Origin of the sequence: Kitasatospora dryopteridis, from assembly GCF_050749075.1 — a bacterium.
Taxonomy (GTDB): domain Bacteria; phylum Actinomycetota; class Actinomycetes; order Streptomycetales; family Streptomycetaceae; genus Kitasatospora.
In genome coordinates this window covers 5,532,353-5,555,320 of record NZ_CP192749.1, presented here as the reverse complement: position 1 = coordinate 5,555,320, position 22,968 = coordinate 5,532,353, and the positions used below count along the sequence as shown (strand labels likewise).

Here is a 22,968-nt window from a genome sequence, read left to right as displayed (position 1 = left end):
CCCGCCAGGAGGAACCGGCCGGCCGCGCCGCAGGGTGGGCGCCCCGTGCGGGGCGCCCACCCGTGGAGGACTACTGCAGGCCCGCGGCCTTGCAGGCCTCGGCGTAGGTGCCGGTGCAGATGTCGGCGACGGTGTACAGCTTGTCGGCGATCACGGTGTCCTTGATGTTGGCCTTGGTGACGACCTTCGGGTCGAGCAGCTTGGCCGGGATGCCCTTGTCGGTGTCGCTGTCGATGCTGGAGGAGGCGATGGCCTTGACGTCCTTGCCCTGCAGCAGCGCGACGGCGAGCTCGGCGGCCGAGTCGGCCAGCGGCTTGTACGCCTTGTAGATGGTGTACGACTGCTCGCCGCTGACGAGGCGCTGGATGGCGTCGAGGCCCGCGTCCTGGCCGCCGACCGGGACGTTGATGCCCGCGGACTTCAGCTGGGTGATGATCGCGGCGGCCATGCCGTCGTTGGCCGAGTAGACGGCCTGGAAGCCGTCCTTGCCGAGCTGGGTGATCGCGGCGCCGATCTTCTGGCCGGCCACGGTGGGCTTCCACTCACCGGACTGCTCGTAGACGACCTTCTTGACCTTGCCGTCGAGGACCTTGTGCGCACCGGACTTGAACTTGCCGGCGTTCGGGTCAGCGTCGTCACCGTTGATCATGACGATGTTGGACTCGGCGGCCTTGGCGCCCAGGGCGTCCAGCAGGGCCTGGCCCTGCAGCTGGCCGACCTTCTCGTTGTCGAAGGAGACGTAGGCCGAGACCGGGCCGGTGGCCAGGCGGTCGTACGCGATGACCTTGACGCCCTTGTCGGCCGCCTCCTTCACCCAGGACTGGGTGGAGGCCGCGTCGAACGCGTCCAGGATGATGACCTTGACGCCCTGGGCGATCAGGGTGTCGAACTGCTGCTTCTGCTTCGCAGCCGAGCCCTCGGCGTTGCTGTACTTGACGGTGCAGTCGCCGCACAGCTCCTTGACCTTGGCCTCGATGAACGGCTTGTCGAAGGACTCGTAGCGCACGGAGGAAGCGTTCTCCGGGAGCAGCAGGCCGATCGACTTGGTGTCGCCGCCCTTGGCGTCGTCCTTCTTGTCGCTGCCGGCCTTGCCACAGGCGGCCATGGAGAGGGCCATCGAGACAGCAGCGGTACCGATGACAGCGCGACGCATCATTGCGTTCATGGTGGGGGTGCCTCCCTGACAGTGCCGCAACCTTGCGGCGAGGTTGAGTGGAGTCAACCTCCCCCGCACCTTGTCGTCAATAAGTAAAACCGCGACCGCGCTGATCCGAACCCTTTCGTTATCTTCCTGAAGGCGAAGCCGAGATCAAACGACTCGGCTCCGCCTGTCTGCGCAGCTCAGGCGGACGATGCCGAGGCCAGGCCGGTATGCCGGATGGCACCCGATTCGCCCATCTCGCTCATCACCAGGGCCAGCGCGCCGAGCACCTCCGCCCGGCCACCGAGCGTGCCCGGGACGACCGAGAGCTGCCGGGCCGCACTCGGGATGGCGTACCGCGCCACCGAGTCCCGGATCGGGGAAAGCACCAGCTCACCGGCCTCGGCGAGCTCGCCGCCGAGGATCACCCGACGGGGGTTCAGCAGGTTGCACAGCGTGGCGACACCGCTGCCGATCTGCCGCCCGGCGTCCGCGATGACCCGCCGGCAGCCGAGGTCGCCCTGCTGGGCCAGCTGCACCACCTTGTTCAGCGTCAGCTCCCCCGGGTGGCTCGCGTTCAAGAGGTTGAGCAGGTAACGGGAGCCCACGAAGGTCTCCAGGCAGCCGCGGTTGCCGCAGCGGCAGACCGGCCCGGCCTCGTCCAGCGTGATGTGCCCGATCTCGCCCGCGGTGCCGCCCGGGCCCCGGTAGATCTGCCCGTTGATGACCAGTCCGGAGCCGACGCCGCTGGCCACCTTGATGTACGCCAGGTCGCTCAGCCCGCGGCCCGCGCCCCACACCAGCTCGCCGAGCGCGCCCAGGTTGGCGTCGTTGTCCACGTACACCTGCATGCCGAGCCGCTGGGAGAGCTCCCGGCCGGGGTTGATGCCCGTCCAGCCCGGCAGGATCGCGGTGGAGCCGAGCGCCCCGGTCTCCACGTCGATCGGGCCCGGCACTCCGAGGCCCACCCCGATCACCTTGTCCGGCCGGAACCCGGCCTGCGACAACAGCCGCCCGACCAGCGCCTCGGCCCGGTCGAAGCCCTGCTGCGCCGACACGTCGGTGTCGATCGGCTCGCTCTCCTCCGCGAGCACCCGGTGGGCCAGGTTGCCCACCGCGACCCGCAGATGGGTGTGGCCGAAGTCGACGCCGACGACGATCCCGGCGTCACCGCTGAGCGAGACACTGCGCGCCCGTCTGCCTCCTGAGGAGGTGTCGGCCACCACGACGGTGCCGCTCTCCTTCAGCTCGCGGACGATGTTGGACACCGTTGCCGCCGACAATCCCGTGGACCTGGCGATCTCGGCCTGGGTGAGCGAGCCGGCCATCCGCACGGCCCGCAGCACCCTCTCGAGGTTCGCCCGGTGCAGCGAGGACTGCGATCCCGGCGTGTCCATCGACATGATTCACCCTCCCAGGGCACGGGAACCCGACCGTTCCCGCCCCTGCCGCGCCCTTGCGGCGGAGCTCGTTGTGGCCGGCGGGTCCGTCACCCTGCGGTGTCGAAGCCTCAACCGGGCGTTCATCTTCAACTTCTGAACTCTAAGCTCAGCCAAGCCCGCAATACAGAGTCAAGGGCGAATGCAGATCGTTGCGAAACCTCAGCCGCCGCCCTACGTCGAGTGTCGTAGCCGAACGCGCAACCCGCCCGACGGCCCCGGAAATCGCAGGTCCGCGCGGGGGACGCTCGTGAAAGGATGCCCCCAACCAAGCCTGACGAAGGAGTCCTGCGAGTGCCTGGCACCAACTTGACCCGTGAGGAGGCCCGTACCCGGGCCGCACTCCTGCATGTGGAGTCGTACGACATCGAGCTCGACCTGGGCTCGGCCCCCGAAGGGGGCACCTTCCGGTCCACCACCGTGGTCCGCTTCTCCGCCAACACCCCGGGTGCCGCCACCTTCATCGACCTGGTCGCGCCGAGCGTGTCCGAGATCGTGCTGAACGGCGAGGCCCTCGACCTCGCCAACTTCGCCGACAGCCGGATCGCGCTGCCCGCCGTCCGGGCCGAGAACGAGCTCCGAGTGGTCGCCGACTGCGCGTACACCAACACCGGCGAGGGCCTGCACCGCTTCGTCGACCCGGTCGACGGCGAGACCTACCTCTACACCCAGTTCGAGGTGCCGGACGCCCGCCGCGTCTTCGCCGCCTTCGAGCAGCCCGACCTCAAGGCGACCTTCCGCTTCACCGTCACCGCCCCCGAGGGCTGGGTCGTCGTCTCCAACTCCCCCACCCCGGAGCCGGCCGGCGAGGGCGCCGTCCGCACCTGGTCCTTCGAGCCCACCCCGCGGATGTCGACCTACGTCACCGCCCTGGTGGCCGGCCCCTACGTGGGCGTCTTCGACGAGTACGCCAGCGGCGACCAGCGGGTGCCGCTCGGCGTGTACTGCCGCCCCTCGCTGCGCGAGTACCTGGACGCCGACGCGATCTTCGAGGTCACCAAGCAGGGCTTCGACTACTTCCAGGAGAAGTTCGACTTCGCCTACCCGTTCGCCAAGTACGACCAGCTGTTCGTGCCGGAGTTCAACGCCGGCGCGATGGAGAACGCGGGCGCCGTCACCCTGCGCGACCAGTACGTCTTCCGCTCCAAGGTCACCGACGCCTCGTACGAGATGCGCGCCGCGACGATCCTGCACGAGCTCGCCCACATGTGGTTCGGCGACCTGGTGACCATGGAGTGGTGGAACGACCTCTGGCTGAACGAGTCCTTCGCGACCTTCGCCGAGGTGGTCTGCCAGGCCGAGGCCCCCACTTCCAAGTGGCCGCACTCCTGGACGACCTTCGCCAACCAGATGAAGACCTGGGCCTACCGGCAGGACCAGCTGCCCTCCACCCACCCGATCATGGCGGAGATCAACGACCTGGAGGACGTCCAGGTCAACTTCGACGGCATCACCTACGCCAAGGGCGCCTCGGTGCTCAAGCAGCTGGTCGCCTACGTCGGCCAGGACGCCTTCTTCAAGGGCGTCCAGGCCTACTTCAAGCGCCACGCCTGGGGCAACACCACCCTCCCCGACCTGCTCGGCGCCCTCGAGGAGGCCAGCGGCCGCGACCTGAGGACCTGGTCCAAGGCCTGGCTGGAGACCGCCGGCATCAACCTGCTCCGCCCCGAGCTGCACATCAACACCGACGGCGACATCGAGTCCTTCGCGATCCTGCAGGAGGCCCCCGCGCTCCCCGCCGGCGCCCGCGGCGAGGCCGTGCTACGCCCGCACCGGATCGCGGTCGGCCTCTACGAGCTGGTCGACGACTCCCTGGTCCGCACCGACCGGATCGAGCTCGACATCGACGGCCCGCGCACCGAGGTGCCCGAGCTGGTCGGCCGGCACCGCCCCGCCGTCCTGCTGCTCAACGACGACGACCTCTCCTACGCCAAGGTCCGCCTCGACGAGGACTCGCTGGCCGTCGTCACCGAGCACCTCGGCGACTTCGCCGACTCGCTGCCGCGCGCCCTGTGCTGGGCCTCCGCCTGGGACATGACCCGCGACGGCGAGCTCGCCACCCGCGACTACCTGTCGCTGGCCCTCTCCGGCCTGCAGCGGGAGTCCGACATCGGCGTCGTCCAGTCCGTGCAGCGCCAGGTCAAGCTCGCCCTCGAGGCGTACGCCGACCCGGCGTGGCGCGAGGAGGGCCTGCAGCGCTGGGCCGCCGCCGCCGAGGAGCAGCTGCGCGCCGCCGCCCCCGGCAGCGACCACCAGCTCGCCTGGGCCCGCACCCTGGCCGCCGCCGCCCGCACCGACGCCCAGCTCGGCCTGCTCGCCGGCCTGCTGGACGGCTCCGAGACGATCGAGGGCCTCGCCGTCGACACCGAGCTGCGCTGGACGCTGCTGGCCCGGCTCGTCGCCACCGGCCGCGCCGACGACAAGGCCGTCGACGAGGAGCTGGTGCGCGACAACACCTCCTCCGGCCAGGAGCACGCCGCCAGCTGCCGGGCCTCCCGCCCGACCGCCGAGGCCAAGGCCGAGGCGTGGGCCTCCGTCGTGGAGTCCGACAAGCTCACCAACTACGTGCAGGAGGCCGTCATCGGCGGCTTCCAGCAGGCCGACCAGCGCGCGCTGATCGCCCCCTACCGCGAGAAGTACTTCGCCGCGGTCAAGGGCGTGTGGGAGAGCCGCAGCCACGAGATCTCGCAGCAGATCATCGTCGGCCTGTACCCGGCCTACCAGGTCGAGCAGGCCACCCTGGACGCCACCGACGCCTGGCTGGCCTCGGCCGACCCGGCGCCGGCCCTGCGCCGCCAGGTCGTCGAGGCCCGCGCGGGCATCGAGCGCGCCCTCAAGGCCCAGGCCGCCGACCGCGCCGCAGCCGGCCGCGCCTGACCCGGTCCGGCGGCCGGGCGGTGCACCCCGCCCGGCCGCCGGCGGTCACACCGGCGCCGAAGGAGCCGCAGGCACGGCCGGCAGGCGGACGGTGAAGACGGTGCGGCCCGGCCGGCTGGCCGCGTCCACCGTGCCGCCGTGCGCCTGGACGACGGCCTGCACGATCGACAGACCGAGCCCGGTCGAGCCGGTGGCCCGCGACCGGCCCCGGTCCCCGCGCACGAACCGCTCGAAGACCCGGTCCGCCAGCTCCGGCGGAATGCCCGGGCCGGTGTCGGCGACGGACAGCCGCACCTCCCCGCCCGCCCGCTCCAGGGCGAGCTCCACCACGGTGCCGGGCGGGGTGTGGGTCCGGGCGTTGGCCAACAGGTTGGCCACCACCTGGCGCAGCCGGTCGGCGTCCCCGCGGACGAGCACCGGCTCCTCGGGCAGCACCAGCCGCCAGCGGTGGTCCGGCCCGGCGGCGCGGGCGTCGGCCACGCCGTCCAGGGCGATCCGGGTCAGGTCGACCTCCTGGTCGGCCAGCGGCCGGCCCGCGTCCAGGCGGGCGAGCAGCAGCAGGTCCTCGACGATCGCGCCCATCCGCCCGGCCTCGGCGCCGATCCGCTCCAGCGAGTGCACCACCGGTTCGGGCACCGCTCCGGGGTGGCGCAGCGCCAGCTCGGCGTGTCCGCGGACGGCGGCCACCGGGGTGCGCAGCTCGTGGCTGGCGTCGGCGGCGAACGCCCTCAGCCGCTCCTCCACCGCGTGCCGCCGGGCGAGCGCGGCGCCGACGTGGCCGAGCATCCGGTTGAGCGCCGCGCCCACCCGGCCGACCTCCGTCGCCGGGTCGTCGTCGGGCACCCGCTCGGAGAGGTCGACGGCGCCGCTCGCGAGCGGCAGCGCACTGACCCGCTCGGCGGTCGCGACCACCCGGTCCAGCGGCCGCAGCGACCAGCGGACCCAGAGCGCGCCGGCCACCCCCGCCGCGGTGACCGCAATGGCGAAGACCATCAGTTCCAGGGTCGTCAGACGCTCCACGGTGTCCTCGACCTGACCCATCGGCAGGCCGCTGACCAGCACGTCGCCGTCCCGGCCGGCCATCGCCTGCATCCGGTAGGGCCCCTTGAGCGCAGCGAGCTCCACGGTGTGCGGGCGGCCGCCGACGGGCAGCGCAGCCAGGCCACGCTGGTCGGCGGCGGAGAGGTCGACCCGGTCGTCGGCGTTGGGGCGGTCGGCGTCGTCGGCGTCTCCGTCCACCACACCGGCCGCGGTGGCCCGGCCGTCCAGCAGCCGGGCGCCGAAGGTGCCGGGGGTCTGCGCCCGGGTGTCGGTGGCGCCGCCCCGGCCAGCGTGCTCCAGGCTGGCGGCGTACCGGCCGCCGGTGTCGGCGAGCTGCTGGTCCAGCCGGTCGACCAGGAAGTGCCGCAGGGCCGCGGTGGTGGCGAAGCCGACCGCGGCGCAGGTGACGACCAGCAGCACCAGAAGTCCGGCGATCAGCCGGGCGCGCAGGGTCCGCGGCACGAGCCGCCCCGCCCGCGCGCGCAGGCGGGCGGCACGGTTGCCGGCGGCCGTCACGGGGACGCCTTGATCAGGTAGCCGGCGCCGCGCACGGTGTGGATCATCGGCGTGCGGCCGGCGTCGATCTTCTTGCGCAGGTAGCTGATGTACAGCTCAACGACGTGCGCCTGCCCGCCGAAGTCGTACGACCAGACGGCGTCCAGGATCTGCGCCTTGCTCAGCACCTGCCGGGGGTGGTGCATCAGGTACGCCAGCAGCGCGTACTCGGTGGGGCTGAGCTCGATCGGCTCCCCGCCGCGGGTGACTTCGCGGGCCGGCTCGTCGAGCACCAGGTCGCCGAGCACCAGGGCGTGTGCGGGCGGCTGCCCGGCGGGTGGGGGCGGAGCCGTGCGGCGCAGCAGTCCGCGCAACCGGACGACGACCTCGGCCAGGCTGAACGGCTTGGTGACGTAGTCGTCGCCGCCCGCCGCGATCCCGGCGATCCGGTCCTCGACGGCATCCCTGGCGGTGAGGAAGAGCACCCGCACCTCGGGCTGCGCGGCGTGGATGCGGCGCAGCACCTCCATGCCGTCGAGGTCGGGGAGCATCATGTCGAGCACCACGGCGTGCGGCCGCCAGGCGGCCGCGGTGCGGACGGCGGCCTCGCCGGTGGTCTCGCCGGCGGCCTCCCAGCCCTCGTAGCGGAGCGCCCCGCAGACCACCTCCACCAGATCGGGCTCGTCGTCGACGACGAGGACGCGCCATCCCTGTCGGTCGGCGGAGTCGTCCATGGTGCTCCCTAGGTGTGCTTCGGTGGCTCTCATTCTGGCCCGCCGCGATGAGAAAGCGCTGAGATCCCGTGGCGCCACCCGGAGCCGTCAAACCGGCCCCCACCTGCGAAGACACGTCCCTCGGCAGCTGCCGTGGCGCCTCGTACTCAGAGGCAACTGAGAGCTTCCGATGCCATCGTGGGCCACCTCGGCGGCACCCGCCGCCGGGTTCGAAGGAGGTTCCCGATGGCCACCGCAGCCCCACCGCGGTCCGCCGCCCGGACGCACCGGGCAGTGCCCCGCCGTCCGGTCGCCGCCGTGCCGGCCGCCGTGCTCGCGCTGATCGCGGCGGGAGCGCTCGGCGTCACCGCGCTCTGGTGGAAGGACACCGCCTCGGTCGTCGGCGCGGCCGGCTGGCTCACCAACGCCGGTCGGCTCACCGGACTGCTCGCCGGCTACGCCGCACCCGTGCTGATCCTGCTGATGGCCCGGCTGCCCCCTCTCGAGCGGGAGGTCGGCGCCGACCGGCTGGCCCGCTGGCACGCCTTCGGCGGGCGCTGGATGGTGACCATGGTGACCGTCCATGTGCTGACGATCGTCTGGGGGTACGCGCTCACCAACGACCGGGGGGTGGTCGCCGAGGGCGTCGACATCGTCTTCCACTACCCCGAGATGATCAAGGCGACGCTGGGCACGCTCCTGCTGCTGGGCACCGGCGCGGTCTCGGCCCGGGCGGCCCGCCGCCGACTCTCCTACGAGACCTGGTACTACCTGCACCTGGCAACCTACGCGGCCGTCGCGCTCGGTTTCGGCCACCAGCTCGCGACCGGAGCCGACTTCGGCGACCCCAAGGCCAAGGCGCTCTGGTACGCGCTGTACCTGGGCACCGCCGTCCTCGTCGGCTGGTACCGGCTGGTGCGGCCGTGGCTGCTCGACCGCCGGCACCGGCTGCAGGTCGCCGAGGTCCGGCCGGAGGCCCCCGGCGTGGTGTCGCTCTTCCTGACCGGCCGCCGGCTGGACGAACTGCGAGCCGAGCCGGGGCAGTTCTTCCGGTTGCAGTTCCAGGCGCCCGGACTGCGCTGGGCCGCCAACCCGTACTCGCTGTCGGCACCGCCGCACCCGCACTTCCTGCGGTTCACGGTCAAGGAGCTCGGCGGGCACAGCGCCGCCGTGGCCGCCCTTCGCCCTGGCACCCGGGTGAGGGCCGAGGGCCCGTACGGGGCCTTCACGGGCCGGCTGCAGCGGGAGCGCCGGGTGCTGCTGCTCGGGGTCGGCGTCGGCATCACCCCGTTGCGGGCACTGTTCGAGTCCCTGCCGGGCCAGGTGACCCTGGTGCAGCGCGCCCGCCGGCCGGAGGACCTGCTCTTCCGGGAGGAGCTGGCGGGGGTCGCCCGGCGGCGGGGCGGCCGGGTGTACGAGCTGGTCGGCTCCCGTGCCCAGGTCGGCGACCTCGGCACGGCGCTGCGCCGGCTCGTCCCCGACCTCGCCGAGCACGAGGTCTACCTCTGCGGGCCGGAGGCGATGGCCGAGGAGGCCGTCCGCTCCCTGCGGGCCGCCGGCGTGCGGCCGAACCGCATCCACCGCGAGTCCTTCGCCTTCTGATCCACGTCCCGAGGAGGACCCTCCCATGCGCCGAGCCGTCGTCAGCAGCGCCGCCACCGCGGCCGGAATCGTGCTGCTGCTCTCCCTGAAACCGCACGACGGGGCCGGTGCCGCCCCGGTCATCAGCTCGGGCGGGACCGGCGGCACCACCGATGCCTCCTCGGGGTCGGCCGGCAGCTCCGGGTCGTCCTCGGGGTCGTCGGGGTCCACGAGCACCTCGGGGACCCGGACGGTCACCGGGGACGCCGCCAACACCCGCTACGGCCCCGTCCAGGTCAAGGTCACGCTCGACGGCAGCCGCATCACCGCCGTCGACGTGATCCAGTACCCCGCGAACGACCACCGCGACCAGGAGATCAACAGCTACGCTCTTCCGCTGCTCAACCAGGAGGCGATCGCGGCCCAGAGCGCCCAGATCGACGTGGTCAGCGGCGCCACCTTCACCAGTGACGGCTACACGAAGTCCCTGCAGAGCGCCCTCGACAAGGCCGGGCGGTGAGGCCGCGGTGCTCCGCCACGCCGAGCCCGTGATGGGCACCGTCTTCTCGATCGCCGTCCGCGACCCGGGCCCCGGCACCTCCGAGGTGCTGCGCCGGATCGCCGCCCGGCTGCACCGGATCGACGCGGTCTTCTCCCCCTACCGTGCCGACAGCGACATCAGCCGGCTGGACCGCGGCGAGCTCGCCCCGGAGCAGTGCGACCCGGACGTCCCCGCCGTGCTGGAGGCCTGCCGGACCGTCGCCGCGGAGACCGGCGGATGGTTCACCGAGCGCCCGGCCGGCCTGCTCGACCCCAGCGGCTGGGTGAAGGGCTGGGCCGTCGAGGAGGCGTCGCGGATGCTGCGCGAGGCCGGCTCCCGGCAGCACTGCGTCAGCGGCGGCGGCGACGTGCAGACCGCGGGCGGGCCCTGGCGGATCGGCATCGCGCACCCGCTGCTGCCCGGCCGGCTGGCCGCCGTGCTCGGCGGCCACGACCTCGCGGTCGCCACCTCCGGCACCGCCGAACGCGGCGCGCACGTCGTCGACCCGCACACCGGCCGCCCCGCGGCCGGCATGGCCTCGCTCACCCTGGTCGGCGCCGCGGGCACCGGCATCGCCCGCACCGACGCCTGGACGACCGCCGCGTTCGCCATGGGCCCGCTGCGCGCCCTCGACTGGGTGCGGGAGCGGCCCGGTGTGGAGGCGCTGGCCGTCCTCCCCGACGGCACCAGGCGCTGGACGGACGGGTTGGCCCGGCACCTCCCGGCTGTCGGGCCCGCCGACTGGCACCCGCCCGCCCTCGCGCGCCCCTGACCGCCCGGGCGGGTGCGGACGCCGCCGGACATGCCGGAGCGCCGCCGGGGCGGGTGCCCCGACGGCGCTCGGACGGATGTCTTACTTGTTCTTGCCCTTGCTGCGCAGCGAGGGCAGCATCACCAGGCCGGCGATCAGCAGGAAGAGCGCGATCGGCAGGAGCACGTAGATGCCGATGACCTCACCGGTGCTGATCCCGCTGCCCGGTTCGTCACCGTCGTCGCGGGTCAGGGCCATGGCGGGCGACGTCATCAGCATCATCAGCGTGGCCGCCGCGGTGACCGCACCGGCGCGCACAGCATTCCTCTTGTCCACGTTTCCCACGGTACCGGCCGCTCACACGGCGCCGCGCGGCGGGGTGGGCCTTCCGAGCCCCGCCGCGAGCCCCGCGACCAGCCGGGCCGTGGACGGCGCCTGGGCCAGCGCGTCCAGGGTGACCGGGTGGCCCTCCCGGTCGGCCACCGGCAGCCGCCAGTTCGGGTACTGGTCCCAGGTGCCGGGGAGGTTCTGCGGGCGCGGGTCGCCGACCGCGTCCGGCAGCCAGACGCCGACCAGCGCCGCCGGCGTCGCCCGCAGGAAGTCGTAGAGCGCCTCCGGCGTCGGCTCGGCGCCCTCCGGGACGAGGCCGCGGGCGGTCAGCTCCTCACGCCACTCGGCGAGCTCGGCCCGCGCCGCGTCCTGCTCGTCGTCCAGCGGCCGGGCCAGCAGGCCGAGGCGGTGCCGGAGTTCGACGTGCTCGCCGCTGAGCCGGGCGGCGGTCGGCGGCAGGTCGTGGGTGGTCAGGGTGGCCAGGCAGCCGGCCCGCCAGCGCTCCGGCGGGAGGATCTCGCCCTTGCCGTGCCAGTCCCGCTCGAACCACAGCACCGAGGTGCCGAGGATGCCGCGCCCCGTCAACTCCTCGCGCACACCGGGCTCGACGGTGCCCAGGTCCTCGCCGATCACGTACGCGCCGGCCCGGTGCGCCTCCAGCGCCAGCACGCCGAGCATCGCCTCCGCGTCGTAGCGGACGTACGCGCCACGGGTCGGCGGGTGCCCGGCCGGCACCCACCACAGCCGGAACAGGCCCATCACGTGGTCGATCCGCAGCGCCCCGGCGTGCCGGGCCGCGGCCCGCAGCAGCTCGCCGAACGGCTCGTAGCCGGCGGCGGCGAGCGCGTCCGGGCGCCACGGCGGCAGGCCCCAGTCCTGGCCGTGGGCGTTGAAGGCGTCCGGCGGGGCGCCGACCGAGATGCCCTCCGCCAGGACGTCCTGCAGCGCCCAGGCGTCGGCGCCGTCCGGGTGCACGCCGACCGCGAGGTCGTGGATCAGACCGACCGCCATGCCGGCGTCCTCGGCGGCCCGCTGGGCCCGGCCGAGCTGCTCGTCCACCAGCCAGGCGAGCCAGCGGTGGAAGCCGATCCGGTCGGCGAGCACCGCCTTCGCGGCGGCCACGTGCGGGCTGTCCGGGCGGCGCAGGCCCTTCGGCCAGGTGTGCCGGTTCGGGCCGTGCTCCTCGGCGAGGGCGCACCAGGTGGCGTACCGCTCCAGCCACTCGCCCTCGCGGGCGGCGAACGCCCGGAAGGCGGCGTCCCGGCCGACCGTGCGGGGCACCGCGTACAGCGCCTCCAGCGCCTCCCGCTTGAGCGCCCAGACGGCGTCCCGGTCGATCAGTCCGTCGTGCTCCAGCACCTCGGCGCGCAGCCGGCCCCCGCTCGGCGTACCCGCGCACGGCGGTGTCGGCGTACGCGTACTCGGGCACGTCCTCGATCCGCAGGTGGACGGGGTCGGCGAAACGCCGGGAGGAGGGGCGGTACGGCGACGGGTCGGAGGGCGCCCCGGGCATGCCGGAGTGCAGCGGATTGATCTGCAGGAAGCCGGCGCCCAGCTCGTGGCCGGCCCACCGGGCGAGGTCGGCCAGGTCGCCGAGGTCGCCCATGCCCCAGGAGCGGTCGGAGAGCACCGAGTACAGCTGGGCGAGGAAGCCCCAGCTGCGGCCCTGCGGCTCCGGCAGCCGCTCGGGGGCGACGATCAGGGCGGCGGAGGACTCCCGCGGGCCCGCCTTCGCGGTCAGCCGGTGCCGGCCGAGGGGGAGGTCTGCGGGCAGCCAGTGCGAGTGGCCCTTCGGGAGGTCCCAGTGGCCGCCGTCCTCCAGCTCGACGGCGAGTTCCGCCTCGGCGGGGACGTCCAGGGCGGTGCGGCGGCCCTGACGGACCACCACCGTCGGCGGCAGCAGCCGGGCGGCGGTCTCCACCCGGTGCCTGTGCAGCTCGGCCTGCACGGCGTCCGGCGTCGAGGCGTCCACCCCGAGCGCGGCCAGCACGGCGACCAGGGTGTCCGAGCCGACCGGGACCGCCCCGCCGCCCGGGTTGTAGCTGCTGTCCACCCCGTACGCGTGCGCCAGCGCCACCAGTTCCGGCGGCGGGGGCGGCGCGTCCTCGGCGGGGACCTGCTCCCCAACTGCCTGGTCACGGTCAAGGTATGCAGCCACTCGCGGCTCCCTGCAGTCGGGCCATCACCGAACGCGAACAGGCACAGTCCTACCCGCCGCGGGGCCCGGTGACCCCGTCCGACACGACGGGCGCACGGGACGCAGGCGCAGATTCGTGCACACGTACCTCCCCGCCCGCGGGGCCGGGCGATCCCGGGGCGCCTCTCGGGAGCAAATCGGGCATACCTGCCACCGGCGTTGACACCCGGGCGGTCAGCTGGTGGGCTGGCCCGCTGAGGCGGGTACGAGCGGCGATCCGGGTGGCGGGCCCGGTGAGCTGTAGTTGTGGGTGTGGAGGAGGTCCGGTGCAGGCACGGGTGTCGGTGGCCGCCGGGCGGCGGCTGAGGCAGCAGCTGGACCAGAGTCCTGCGCTGCGCGAACTCCTCAACCACCCGGCCGCGCTGACGACGCGCCGTACGGCGGCCCGGACCGCCCGCCAGCTGGCGCCCAAGGCCGCGGACCGCTTCATCGCCGACATCAAGGGCACCGAGCCGCTGCTGGCCTCCGTCCGCGCCGAGCGCCGCACCCCCGCGGGCCGGCGCCGCAGCACCCTGCAGCTGGCCGCGACGCTGTCGGCGGCCGCCGTGGTCGGCGGCCTGCTGGCCGGCCCGCCGGCCCTCGCGGTGCCGACGATCGGCGACCGCGCGGTGGCCACCGCCCCCGTCACCCCGCTCGGCTCGATCAGCGAGCCGCAGGTGTACCCCCGCCCGCAGCAGCTGCAAGCGGCCGGTGACGCCGTCGCCGTCCCCGACACCGTCGCCCTGGTGACGGCCGGCCGGGCGGACGGCCCCGCGCTGGCGGCCGTCCGGCAGGTGCTGGGCACCGCGGGTGCGACCGACATCGTCGAGGCCGACCCCGCCGACTCCCCCGCCGCCGGTTCGCTGGTGGTGTACGTGGGCGGCCCCGCGGAGGGCGCGGGCGGCGACACCGAGCAGGTCCTGCGCCGGCTGGCGTCGGCCGCCGGCCGGGCGGCGTCCGAGGTGTCGGTGGCCGGGCTGCCGGCCGGCGGGTACGTGCTGGCGGCCGGTCAGCTGCCCGCGGCGGGCGGCGGCAGCTACGGCGCGGTGGTGCTGGCCGGTGCCGACGCCACGGGCACCTTCTACGCCGCGCAGAGCCTGCGGCAGCTGCTCGCCCCGATCGAGGGCGGCCAGGGCCAGGCCCCGGCCAACGCCGGCCGCGGCTTCCCCGGTGTGGTGCTGCGCGACTGGCCGACCGGCGCGCCCGTCCGCGGCACCGCCGAGTCGTTCTACGGCACACCGTGGACGACCGCGGAGCGCATGGAGCAGCTGGACTTCCTCGGCCGCACCAAGCAGAACTTCTTCCTGTACGCGCCCGGCGCCGACCCGTACCGCACCTCCCGCTGGCGCGAGGAGTACCCGAAGGCGCAGGCCGACGCGCTGCGCCGGCTCGCCGAGCGGGCCCGGGCCAACCACGTGGTGCTCGGCTACTCGATCGATCCCGGGCAGTCGTTCTGCTACAGCTCGGGCAAGGACGTGGACGCGCTGGTCGCCAAGCTGGACGGGCTGCGCCGACTCGGCTTCCGCGCCTTCCAGCTGCAGTTCCTGGACGTCAGCTACGACGAGTGGCACTGCCCGGGCGACCGCCGCACCTACGGCACCGGTCCGGCGGCGGCCGCGAAGGCGCAGGCCGAGCTGGTGGCGAAGGTGCAGCGGCGGGTGATCGCCGAGCACCCGGAGCTCGCCCCGCTGACGGTGGTGCCGACGGAGTACCAGAAGCAGGGTGCGACGCCGTACCGGAAGGCGCTGGCCGCGGCGCTGCCGGCGGGTGTGCAGGTCGGCTGGAGCGGCGGCGCGGTGATCGCGCCCAAGGTGACCGGCGACCAGCTCGCGGAGACGGCCGGGCTGTTCGACCGGCCGCTGGTCACCATGGACAACTACCCGGTGAACGACTCCACGCCGGACCGGCTGTTCCTCGGCGGGTACGCGGGCCGCGACCCTGGGGTGGCGACCCGTTCGGCGGTGCTGCTGACCTCGGCGATGGCGCAGCCGGTGGCCTCCCGGCTGCCGCTGGCGACCGCCGCGGACTTCGGCTGGAAGCCGGAGGGCTACCGGTCGTCGGAGTCGGTGCGGGCGGCGGTGCACGCGCTGTCGGGCGGCCGGGCGGCGGAAGCGGCGCTGGCCGCGCTCGCCGCGAACAGCTCGTCGTCCCCGCTGGACAAGACGGAGTCCGGCTATCTGGCGCCGCTGCTGGAGCGTTTCTGGACGGCGCTGGAGCCGTCCTCGGGCGGGTCGCCGGACCAGGCGGCGCTGCAGGCGGCGGCCGCCCCGCTGCGGGAGGCCTTCGCCACCATGGCGGGCGCTCCGCAGGCGCTGGCCGGGGAGCCGGTCGCGCAGGACGCCGGGCCGTGGCTGGAGCGGCTGGCCGCGTACGGCCGGGCCGGGCAGGCGGCGGTGGCGATGCTGCTGGCGCAGCGCGGCGGGGACGGCAGTGCGGCCTGGCAGGCCCGGGTCGACCTGCGGCAGCTGCGGGAGCGGCTGGCACAGGGCGCGGTGACGGTCGGCGCCGGGGTGCTGGACCCGTTCCTGGAGCGGGCGCTGAAGGACGCCGACACCTGGGCGGGCGTGGACGCCGCAGGGGGCACTCCGACCACCACGATCGGCACCGCGAACGACCACGGCCCGGCGCTGATGACGGACGGCGCGCCGGACACCTTCTACTGGAGCGCCTCGCCGCCGCAGGCGGGCGACGCCGTCGGCCTGGACCTCGGCAACGGCCGGCCGCTGGGCCGGGTGACGGTGCTGATGGGCTCGTGGGGCGACGGGCCGGACGCGGCGACGGCCGCCGACGACTACCTGCGCGACGGCGTGCTGGAGTACTCGACGGGCAGCGGCGGCTGGCGGCAGCTGGCGGTGGTGCACGGGCAGAAGAGCGTCTCGGTGAGCGCGCCGGCGGGCACCGTGGCGAAGGCCGTCCGGCTGCGGGCCCGGACGGGGCAGAAGACCGCGGTGGCCGTCCGGGAGTTCTCGGTGACGGCGCCGGACGACACGCCGGCCGTGGTGACCGGCCCGGCGGCGGCGCCGGGCTCCTCGCCGGACGCGGTGCTGGACGGCGACCCGGACACCGCGTTCCGCGCGGCCGAGGCGCCGACGGCGGCCTCCGCGCCGCTGACCGTCGAGCTGGGCTCGGCCCGGCCGCTGGACCGCGTGACGGTGCTGACGGACCCGAACGTGCAGGCGTCCGCGACGGTCGCGGTGCGCGGTGCGGACGGCTCGTGGACGACGATCGGCACGCTGAAGCCGGGTTACAACGAGCTGTCGGCCGGCGGCCGGGCGGCCGAGGCGATCCGCTTGGCGTGGGCGCCGGGCTGGCAGGCGCCGGTGGTCAACCAGATCGTGCCCTGGTACGCGGACACCCCGGCGGCGCGGCTCAGCCTGTCGGACGCGACCCTGGACGTGGTGACCGGGCAGGCGGTGCCGCAGGTGACCAAGGCGGTGCTGGAGACCGGCCGCCCGGAGGGCACCAGCGGTGAGCTGAAGGTGGAGGTGCCGGCGGTCGCCAAGGGCCTGACCGTCACCCAGGGCGCCGCGGTGGCGGTGCCGCGCGGCGGCCGGGTCGGGGTGCCGCTGCAGGTGGTGGCGGCGGCCGGGACGCCGTCGGGCACCTACCGGGTGCCGGTGACGTTCACCGCGGGCACGCTGACCGTCCGGCAGGACCTGCTGGTGCACGTGGTGCCGCCGACCGGCGGCCCGGACCTGGCACGGGCGGCGACCGCGACCTCCTCGGCGAACGAGACGCCGTCCTTCCCGGCCTCGAACATCAACGACGGCGACCCGCGGACCCGCTGGTCCTCGCCGGCCTCGGACGGCTCCTGGGTGCAGCTGGAGCTGCCGAAGGCCGTCCGGCTGGGCTCGGCGGTGCTGCACTGGCAGGACGCGTACGCGGCCGCGTACAAGGTGCAGGCCTCCGCGGACGGGGTCACCTGGACGACCGTGGCCTCCGTGGAGGACGGCGCGGGCGGCGCGGAGACGGTCCGCTTCGACGCCCCGGGCACCCGCTTCCTGCGGGTGCAGGGGGTGACCCGGGCGACGAAGTACGGCTACTCGCTGTGGGGTGTCGAGCTGTACGCGGTCACCGGCTGACCAGCAGGCCGTCCAGTGAGGTGAGCGCGCCCGGCGTACGGCCGGTGCGGTCGAGCAGCCGCGCCTGCAGGCCGGCGGCGAGGGCCCCTTCGACGTCCTCGACGGGGTGGTCGCCGATGTGCAGGATGCGGGCGGGCTCGACGCCGAGGCGTTCGGCGGTGAGCAGGTAGATCGCCGGGTCGGGCTTGGAGTGGCCGCAGTCGACGGCCCGGACGACCGCGCTGAAGTACGGGTCGAGGCCCGTCCAGGAGAGTTCGGCGTTGCCGTTGGTGGTCAGCGCGAGCGGCATCCGCCCCGCGAGTGCGGCGACGGTGGCGCGGACCTCGGGGAAGAGCCTGGTCGAGCGGGCGCGGGCGGCCATGAACGCCCGGAACACCAGGTCGGCGAGGTCGGGGCGGTCGGGGGCGCGGCGGCGGACGGCCTCGGCGAAGGCGGCCCGGCGCAGTTCGGGCAGGGTGGCCCCCGGGTGGTCGGCGGCCACCTCGGTGCGGATCCGCTGCAGCCAGTCGACCGGTACCGGCGGTTCGCCGAGCGCGCTGCCGAGCACCTCGGCGGCGTGCGCGATGGCCGGGCCGTAGGAGGCGGTGAAGTCCCAGAGGGTGTCGTCGCCGTCGAAGGACACGGCGTCGAAGGACGGCCCGTCCGGGGACAGCCCGTCCCGGGGCGGCGCGTCGGGGGACGGGTCGGCTGCGGTCGGGCGGCTCTCGGCCGGCACCATGCGGTCTCCTGGTGGGGATGCAGACGGCGGGCCGCCGACGCTCCCGCTGAGGGGTGCGCCGGCGGCCCATGAGGCGTACCGAAGTGTGACGGGCAGGCCCTTGTCTGTCAGGCGGAGAGCGGTTCGGGCTCGCCGCGGCGGGTCGGGTGGGTCCGGACGGCCGGAGCCGGCAGGGCACCCGCGTGGTCGGTATGGTCGTGGTGCTCGTACTCGCGGAACTGGTCGAGCCCGCCGTACGGCTCCAGGTAGGGGCGCCAGCGCGGGTCCTTGATCCCGGTGCCGATGACGCGCCAGGCCAGGCCGCTGGGCGGGGCCGGGGGGCGCTTCATGCGCCAGCCGAGGTCGGAGAGGTGCCGGTCGGCCTTCATGTGGTTGCAGCGGCGGCAGGCCGCCACCACGTTGTCCCACCGGTGCTGGCCGCCCCGGCTGCGCGGGATGACGTGGTCGACGCTGGTCGCGGCGGCCCCGCAGTAGACGCAGCGCCCGTGGTCGCGGGCGAACAGGGCGCGGCGGGTGAGCGGGACGGGCCCGCGGAACGGGACCCGCACGAAGCGGGTCAGACGGACGACGGACGGTGCCGTCACGGTGGTGGTGGCGCTGTGCAGTGTGGTTGCCGAGTCCTCCAGGCTGACTGCCTTGTGGTTGAGGACCAGGATGAGGGCGCGGCGGGTGGAGACCACTCCGAGTGGCTCGTACGACGCGTTGAGGACCAGGACATGCGGCACGGATGCCTCCTTGGACGCCTGCGGCGCGTGGCTCGCGCCGGGACGAGCGGGTGATCGCATTGCGGCGCGATCTCCCCCAGTGTCGCCTTACGCCTTGGTACGGCGCCACCACTCCTGTGTAACGGACCGGATGTGGAATCCGTCATAGGCGGTATGCCCACGCGTCGGGCGCGGTGCACGCGTCGTCGCCGGTGAGGGCCCGTTCGGGCGGGTCGCGGCGGCTGACGAGCCGTCCGGGGCAGGGCCGCGGGGCCGCTAGGGTTGGACGGGACGGTCCGCCAGCCGGGCCGTGCCGGCGCCCCGCGCCGGCCGTACCCGCTCCACGGAGGGCCCTGCACGTGTTCCGGTCCGGTGTCACAGGCCTACTGGCCGAAGCCACCCCCTCGCCCGCCCAGCCCACGCTCGACCTGAAGCTGCCGACCAGCGCGGACGAGGTGTCCGCCTCCACCAAGCAGGCCGCGAGCTGGCTGGACCAGAACTGGCAGAGCTGGGTCGAGGGCGGTGTCCGCATCGTCTTCATCGTGGTGCTGGCGCTGGTCCTGCGGGCAGTCGTGCGCAAGCTGATATCGCAGCTGGTGGCGCGGATGGGCCGGCCCTCGGAGGAGGAGGACGAGATGGGCCGCCTCGGCGGCCTGCTGGCCAACAGCGGGGTGGTCAACACCGAGCGCCGGCAGCAGCGGTCCGAGGCGATCGGCTCGGTGCTGCGCAGCGTGGCCTCGTTCACCATCCTCGGCACGGCGGCGCTGATGGTGCTGTCGGCGCTCGGGGTGAACCTGGCGCCGCTGCTCGCGAGTGCCGGTGTGGCCGGTGTGGCGATCGGTTTCGGCGCCCGGAACCTGGTGACGGACTTCCTGTCCGGCGTCTTCATGATCATGGAGGACCAGTACGGCGTCGGCGACGAGATCGACACCGGGGTGGCCACCGGCACCGTGCTGGAGGTCGGCCTGCGGGTGACCAAGCTGCGCGGTGCGGGCGGCGAGATCTGGTACATCCGCAACGGCGAGGTGAAGCGGATCGCCAACATGAGCCAGGGCTGGGGCACCGCCACGGTCGACGTCCAGGTCGGCTACAAGGAGGACCTCGTCCGGGTCGAGTTGCTGATCGCCGAGGCCGCCGAGCAGCTCTCCAAGGAGAGCCCGTTCGACGAGCTGATCTGGGGCCGGGTCAAGGTGCTGGGCGTGGACTCGGTGGCCACCGACTCGCTGGTGCTGAAGGTCGAGGCTCGGACGACGCCGGGCAAGTCGGCGCAGGTGGCGCGGGCGCTGCGGCAGCGGCTCAAGCAGGCGTTCGACGAGGCCGGGGTGAAGCTCAAGGAGGAGGCGGTGACGGTGTCGGCGACGCCGGTCGCGGCCGTCCCGGCGGCGGACATCGCGGCGCCCTCGGCGCTGTCGGACCCGCTGTCCCCGCAGTCCGCGGCGGTCAAGCCGATCCCGGCGCAGTCGGCGGAGTAGCCGCGGCGCGACAGCCGTACGAAGGGCCCCGTTCCCGGGTGGGAACGGGGCCCTTCGCGTGTCCGCGGCCCCGCTCCCCCGGGTGGGCCGTGGCCGAGGGGCAGGCGACCTGTCGGTGGCCCATTGACACCCGCTCCGGCCTGGCCCTACGGTCCTCCCATAGCGACTGGAAACTTTCCTAACAGTTCTCCGGACCCGTCCCCGGGCCCCGGGAGCGACCCGACGGCACTCGCAGAGGAGGATCGAGACGTGACCGACACCACCCGACCCCCGCTCGCGGGCACCCCGAGCCTGCTCCGCGCGATCAACGACCGCGCCGCCCTGGAACTGCTGCTCGCCAACGGCCCGCTGTCCCGCACCCAGATCGGGACACTCACCGGCCTGTCCAAGCCGACCGCCTCCCAGCTGCTGACCCGGCTGGAGGCGGCGGGCCTGGTCGTCCCGGTCGGCACCACCGCGGGCGGGCCCGGGCCGAACGCCCAGCTCTACCAGGTCAACCCGGCCGCCGGGTACGTCGCCGGGCTGGACGTCACCACCACCCACGTGCGGATCGGCGTCGCCGACATCACCGGCACCACGCTCGCCGAGCACCAGGTCGCCACCAAGGGCTGGTCCGCCGCCGGCACCGTGGAGAAGGTCGGCGAGGCCGTCGCCGAGGCCGTCCGGCAGGCCGGGCTCGCCCCCGGCAGCCTCCGGGAGACCGTCATCGGCGTCCCCGGCGCGCTCGACCCGGCCACCGGCAAGCTCCGCTACGCCTCGCACCTGCCCGGCTGGCACTCGCCGAGACTCGTCGCCGAGCTGGAGGCCGCGCTCGGCACCCCCGTCTCCGTCGAGAACGACGTCAACCTGGCCGCCATCGCCGAGCAGGCCTTCGGCGCGGCGGCCGGCTGCGAGGACTTCGTCCTGCTCTGGGCCGAGGAGGGCATCGGCGCCGCGATAGTGATCGCCGGGCGGCTGCACCGCGGCTTCACCGGCGGCGCCGGCGAGGTCGGCTACATGCCGGTGCCCGGCGCCCCGGTCGTCCGCGACGTCCGGCGGCGCAACTCCGGCGGCTTCCAGGAGCTGGCCGGCGCCGACGCCGTCATGGAGCTGGCCGCCGCGCACGGGCTCGCCGCCGCCACCGCCGAGGAGGCCGTCGCCCTCGCCCTGGCCACCCCCGGCGACGGCGACCGCTTCCTGGAGGTGCTCGCCGAGCGGATCGCGGTCGGCCTGGCCGTCATCGTCTCGGTCGTCGACCCGGAACTCCTCGTGCTCTCCGGCGGCATCCCCACCGCCGGCGGCGAGCGGCTGCGCGGCTACGTCCAGGACGCCCTCGCCCTGATCTCCATCCCCCGCCCCGAGGTGCGCTGCAGCGCCGTCCCGGGCTCGCCCGTCCTGCACGGCGCGCTCCAGCGCGCCCTGGCCACCGCCCGGGAAGCGGCCTTCACGACCCACTGACCCCCCGCCACCCGATCCCCTCCGCGCCGAACCCCGCCACCGCCCCGCACCCATCCCCCGCACACGGGCCGAAGGGCGATGCCCCCTGCCCGCGTACCCCCAGGAGGACCCCGAAGTGCACATTCCGCGCAGCACCCGCCGCACGCTCGCCGCCGCAGCCGGCGCCGCCTGCCTCGCCCTGCTCCCCGCCTGCACCGGCACCCCCCAGGGCGGCTCGGACGACGGCTCCGCCGAGGGCAAGGACGTCACCATCACCTTCTGGCACGGCTGGAGCCAGGAGAACGAGACCAAGGCGATCAACGACAACATCGCCGCCTTCGAGAAGCTCCACCCGAACATCCACGTCAAGGTGGTCGGCAACATCGCCGACGACAAGAGCGAGCAGGCCCTGCGGGCCGGCGGCGCGGACGCGCCCGACGTGGTGTCCTCCTTCACCACCGACAACGTCGGCAAGTTCTGCTCGGCCAGGGTCTGGGCCGACCTCAACCCCTTCCTCAAGAAGGACGGCGTCGACCCGGCGAAGACCTTCCCGGCCGCGATGCTGTCCTACAGCGCGTTCCAGGGGAACCAGTGCGCGCTGCCGCTGCTCGGCGACGCCTACGGCCTCTACTACAACAGGACCGCGTTCGCCGCCGCCGGCATCGCCGCGCCGCCGAAGACCTTCAGCGAATTCGAGGCCGCCGCGGTCAAGCTGACGATCGCCCAGGGCGACGGCTTCAAGCAGCTCGGCTTCATGCCGAACTACCACGGCTACGAGTCCACCCCCTCGCACTTCCTCGGCCAGTACGGCGCCGGGTACTTCGGCAAGGACGGGAAGTCCGACATAGCCGGCGACCCGAAGGTGGCCGCGATGTACTCCTGGCAGAAGGGCCTGGTCGACAAGCTCGGCGGCTTCGAGAAGCTGGAGAAGTACCGCACCGGCTTCGGCGACGAGTTCAGCGCCAAGAACCCGTTCACCACCGGCCAGGTCGCGATGGCCATCGACGGCGAGTGGCGCACCGCCTCGCTCGCCGAGGACAAGCCCGCCTTCGAGTGGGCGACCGCGCCCTTCCCCGTACCGGACGACCAGGCGGCGAGTTACGGCCGCGGCTACCAGACCGGCACCGTCATCGGCATCGCCAGCGGCAGCCGCAAGCAGGCCGCGGCCTGGCAGCTCGTCAAGTACCTCACCACCGACACCGATGCGGTGGTCGGCTTCGCCAACGCCATCCACAACGTGCCGAGCACCTTCGCCGCGCTCGACTCCCCGAAGCTCGACGCCGACGCCAACTTCCGCACCTTCCTGGACATCGCGAAGAACCCGCACTCCTCCACCACGCCCGCCTCGGTCAACGGCGGCGCCTACCAGGTCTCCATGCAGAACCTCGGCTACGAGTACGAGTCCGGCCGGCTCGCCGACCTGAAGGCCGGCCTCGCCGCCACCGCCAAGGAGATCGACGCGGCCATCGACCAGGCCAAGTGACGGACACG

Annotated in this window: 15 protein-coding genes and 1 pseudogene; 8 read left to right on the top strand and 8 right to left on the bottom strand. The window is 74.1% G+C overall.

The window, feature by feature from the left end; all coding sequences use genetic code 11:
* Nucleotides 1–70 precede the first annotated feature (70 nt).
* Both ACQ614_RS25050 and ACQ614_RS25045 read right to left on the bottom strand, forming a co-directional pair.
* Nucleotides 71–1,165 (bottom strand): sugar ABC transporter substrate-binding protein, encoded by a 1,095-nt coding sequence (locus tag ACQ614_RS25050; protein WP_431680911.1) that lies wholly within the window; start codon nt 1,163–1,165, stop codon nt 71–73.
* 176 nt (nt 1,166–1,341) lie between these two features.
* Nucleotides 1,342–2,538, bottom strand: coding sequence for an ROK family transcriptional regulator (locus tag ACQ614_RS25045; RefSeq protein WP_363500748.1), 1,197 nt, complete (start codon nt 2,536–2,538; stop codon nt 1,342–1,344).
* Between the two features lie 336 nt (nt 2,539–2,874).
* On the opposite strand from ACQ614_RS25045, the gene pepN reads away from it, so the two are divergent.
* A complete protein-coding gene (gene pepN / locus ACQ614_RS25040; protein ID WP_431680910.1) occupies nt 2,875–5,457 on the top strand; it encodes an aminopeptidase N in 2,583 nt (860 codons plus the stop codon).
* 45 nt (nt 5,458–5,502) lie between these two features.
* Here pepN and ACQ614_RS25035 read toward each other — a convergent pair whose 3' ends face one another.
* A complete protein-coding gene (locus ACQ614_RS25035) occupies nt 5,503–7,014 on the bottom strand; it encodes a sensor histidine kinase (RefSeq protein ID WP_431680909.1) in 1,512 nt (503 codons plus the stop codon).
* On the bottom strand, nt 7,011–7,760 hold the full coding sequence (locus ACQ614_RS25030) for a response regulator transcription factor (RefSeq protein WP_431680908.1): 750 nt from the start codon (nt 7,758–7,760) through the stop codon (nt 7,011–7,013). The genes ACQ614_RS25035 and ACQ614_RS25030 overlap by 4 nt, the downstream gene beginning before the upstream one ends.
* 192 nt (nt 7,761–7,952) lie before the next feature.
* On the opposite strand from ACQ614_RS25030, the gene ACQ614_RS25025 reads away from it, so the two are divergent.
* Genes ACQ614_RS25025 through ACQ614_RS25015 form a run of 3 tightly spaced genes read left to right on the top strand, consistent with a single transcriptional unit; the run spans nt 7,953 to nt 10,600 of the window.
* Nucleotides 7,953–9,308: a ferredoxin reductase family protein gene (locus ACQ614_RS25025; protein WP_431680907.1), complete on the top strand. Its 1,356-nt coding sequence runs from the start codon at nt 7,953–7,955 to the stop codon at nt 9,306–9,308.
* A gap of 25 nt (nt 9,309–9,333) precedes the next feature.
* Nucleotides 9,334–9,807 (top strand): FMN-binding protein, encoded by a 474-nt coding sequence (locus tag ACQ614_RS25020; RefSeq protein WP_431680906.1) that lies wholly within the window; start codon nt 9,334–9,336, stop codon nt 9,805–9,807.
* A gap of 31 nt (nt 9,808–9,838) precedes the next feature.
* Nucleotides 9,839–10,600: an FAD:protein FMN transferase gene (locus ACQ614_RS25015; RefSeq protein ID WP_431684017.1), complete on the top strand. Its 762-nt coding sequence runs from the start codon at nt 9,839–9,841 to the stop codon at nt 10,598–10,600.
* An 81-nt stretch (nt 10,601–10,681) separates the two neighbouring features.
* Here ACQ614_RS25015 and ACQ614_RS25010 read toward each other — a convergent pair whose 3' ends face one another.
* The gene (locus tag ACQ614_RS25010) at nt 10,682–10,915 is read right to left on the bottom strand and encodes a hypothetical protein (protein ID WP_431680905.1); all 234 of its coding nucleotides are present in this window, start codon (nt 10,913–10,915) and stop codon (nt 10,682–10,684) included.
* 21 nt (nt 10,916–10,936) lie between these two features.
* Nucleotides 10,937–12,986, bottom strand: a pseudogene (gene malQ / locus ACQ614_RS25005) (4-alpha-glucanotransferase).
* A gap of 386 nt (nt 12,987–13,372) precedes the next feature.
* On the opposite strand from malQ, the gene ACQ614_RS25000 reads away from it, so the two are divergent.
* Nucleotides 13,373–17,167 carry a beta-N-acetylglucosaminidase domain-containing protein gene (locus tag ACQ614_RS25000; RefSeq protein ID WP_431680903.1) on the top strand — a complete coding sequence of 1,265 codons (3,795 nt, stop codon included), beginning with the start codon at nt 13,373–13,375 and terminating at the stop codon, nt 17,165–17,167.
* Here ACQ614_RS25000 and ACQ614_RS24995 read toward each other — a convergent pair.
* Together ACQ614_RS24995 and ACQ614_RS24990 are read right to left on the bottom strand one after the other, a co-directional pair.
* Complete coding sequence (locus ACQ614_RS24995) at nt 17,157–17,885, bottom strand: HAD family hydrolase (RefSeq protein WP_431680901.1); 729 nt, start codon at nt 17,883–17,885, stop codon at nt 17,157–17,159. The two genes, ACQ614_RS25000 and ACQ614_RS24995, sit on opposite strands and share 11 nt — an antisense overlap.
* 107 nt (nt 17,886–17,992) lie before the next feature.
* A complete protein-coding gene (locus ACQ614_RS24990) occupies nt 17,993–18,610 on the bottom strand; it encodes an HNH endonuclease (RefSeq protein ID WP_363494496.1) in 618 nt (205 codons plus the stop codon).
* Nucleotides 18,611–18,948: 338 nt separating this feature from the next.
* On the opposite strand from ACQ614_RS24990, the gene ACQ614_RS24985 reads away from it, so the two are divergent.
* The 3 genes from ACQ614_RS24985 to ACQ614_RS24975 all read left to right on the top strand — a co-directional run bounded on the left by ACQ614_RS24985 (nt 18,949) and on the right by ACQ614_RS24975 (nt 22,960).
* Nucleotides 18,949–20,061 carry a mechanosensitive ion channel family protein gene (locus tag ACQ614_RS24985; protein WP_431680899.1) on the top strand — a complete coding sequence of 371 codons (1,113 nt, stop codon included), beginning with the start codon at nt 18,949–18,951 and terminating at the stop codon, nt 20,059–20,061.
* A gap of 249 nt (nt 20,062–20,310) precedes the next feature.
* Complete coding sequence (locus tag ACQ614_RS24980; protein WP_363494498.1) at nt 20,311–21,498, top strand: ROK family transcriptional regulator; 1,188 nt, start codon at nt 20,311–20,313, stop codon at nt 21,496–21,498.
* 121 nt (nt 21,499–21,619) lie between these two features.
* The gene (locus ACQ614_RS24975) at nt 21,620–22,960 is read left to right on the top strand and encodes an extracellular solute-binding protein (protein ID WP_431684016.1); all 1,341 of its coding nucleotides are present in this window, start codon (nt 21,620–21,622) and stop codon (nt 22,958–22,960) included.
* Nucleotides 22,961–22,968: the final 8 nt, after the last annotated feature.

Coding starts and splice junctions, on each gene's coding strand:
- ACQ614_RS25015 (WP_431684017.1), top strand. CDS start 9,839: ATGGGCACCGTCTTCTCGATCGCCGTCCGCGACCCGGGCCCCGGCACC.
- ACQ614_RS25045 (WP_363500748.1), bottom strand. CDS start 2,538: ATGGACACGCCGGGATCGCAGTCCTCGCTGCACCGGGCGAACCTCGAG.
- ACQ614_RS25050 (WP_431680911.1), bottom strand. CDS start 1,165: ATGAACGCAATGATGCGTCGCGCTGTCATCGGTACCGCTGCTGTCTCG.
- ACQ614_RS25025 (WP_431680907.1), top strand. CDS start 7,953: ATGGCCACCGCAGCCCCACCGCGGTCCGCCGCCCGGACGCACCGGGCA.
- ACQ614_RS25030 (WP_431680908.1), bottom strand. CDS start 7,760: ATGAGAGCCACCGAAGCACACCTAGGGAGCACCATGGACGACTCCGCC.
- ACQ614_RS25020 (WP_431680906.1), top strand. CDS start 9,334: ATGCGCCGAGCCGTCGTCAGCAGCGCCGCCACCGCGGCCGGAATCGTG.
- ACQ614_RS24995 (WP_431680901.1), bottom strand. CDS start 17,885: ATGGTGCCGGCCGAGAGCCGCCCGACCGCAGCCGACCCGTCCCCCGAC.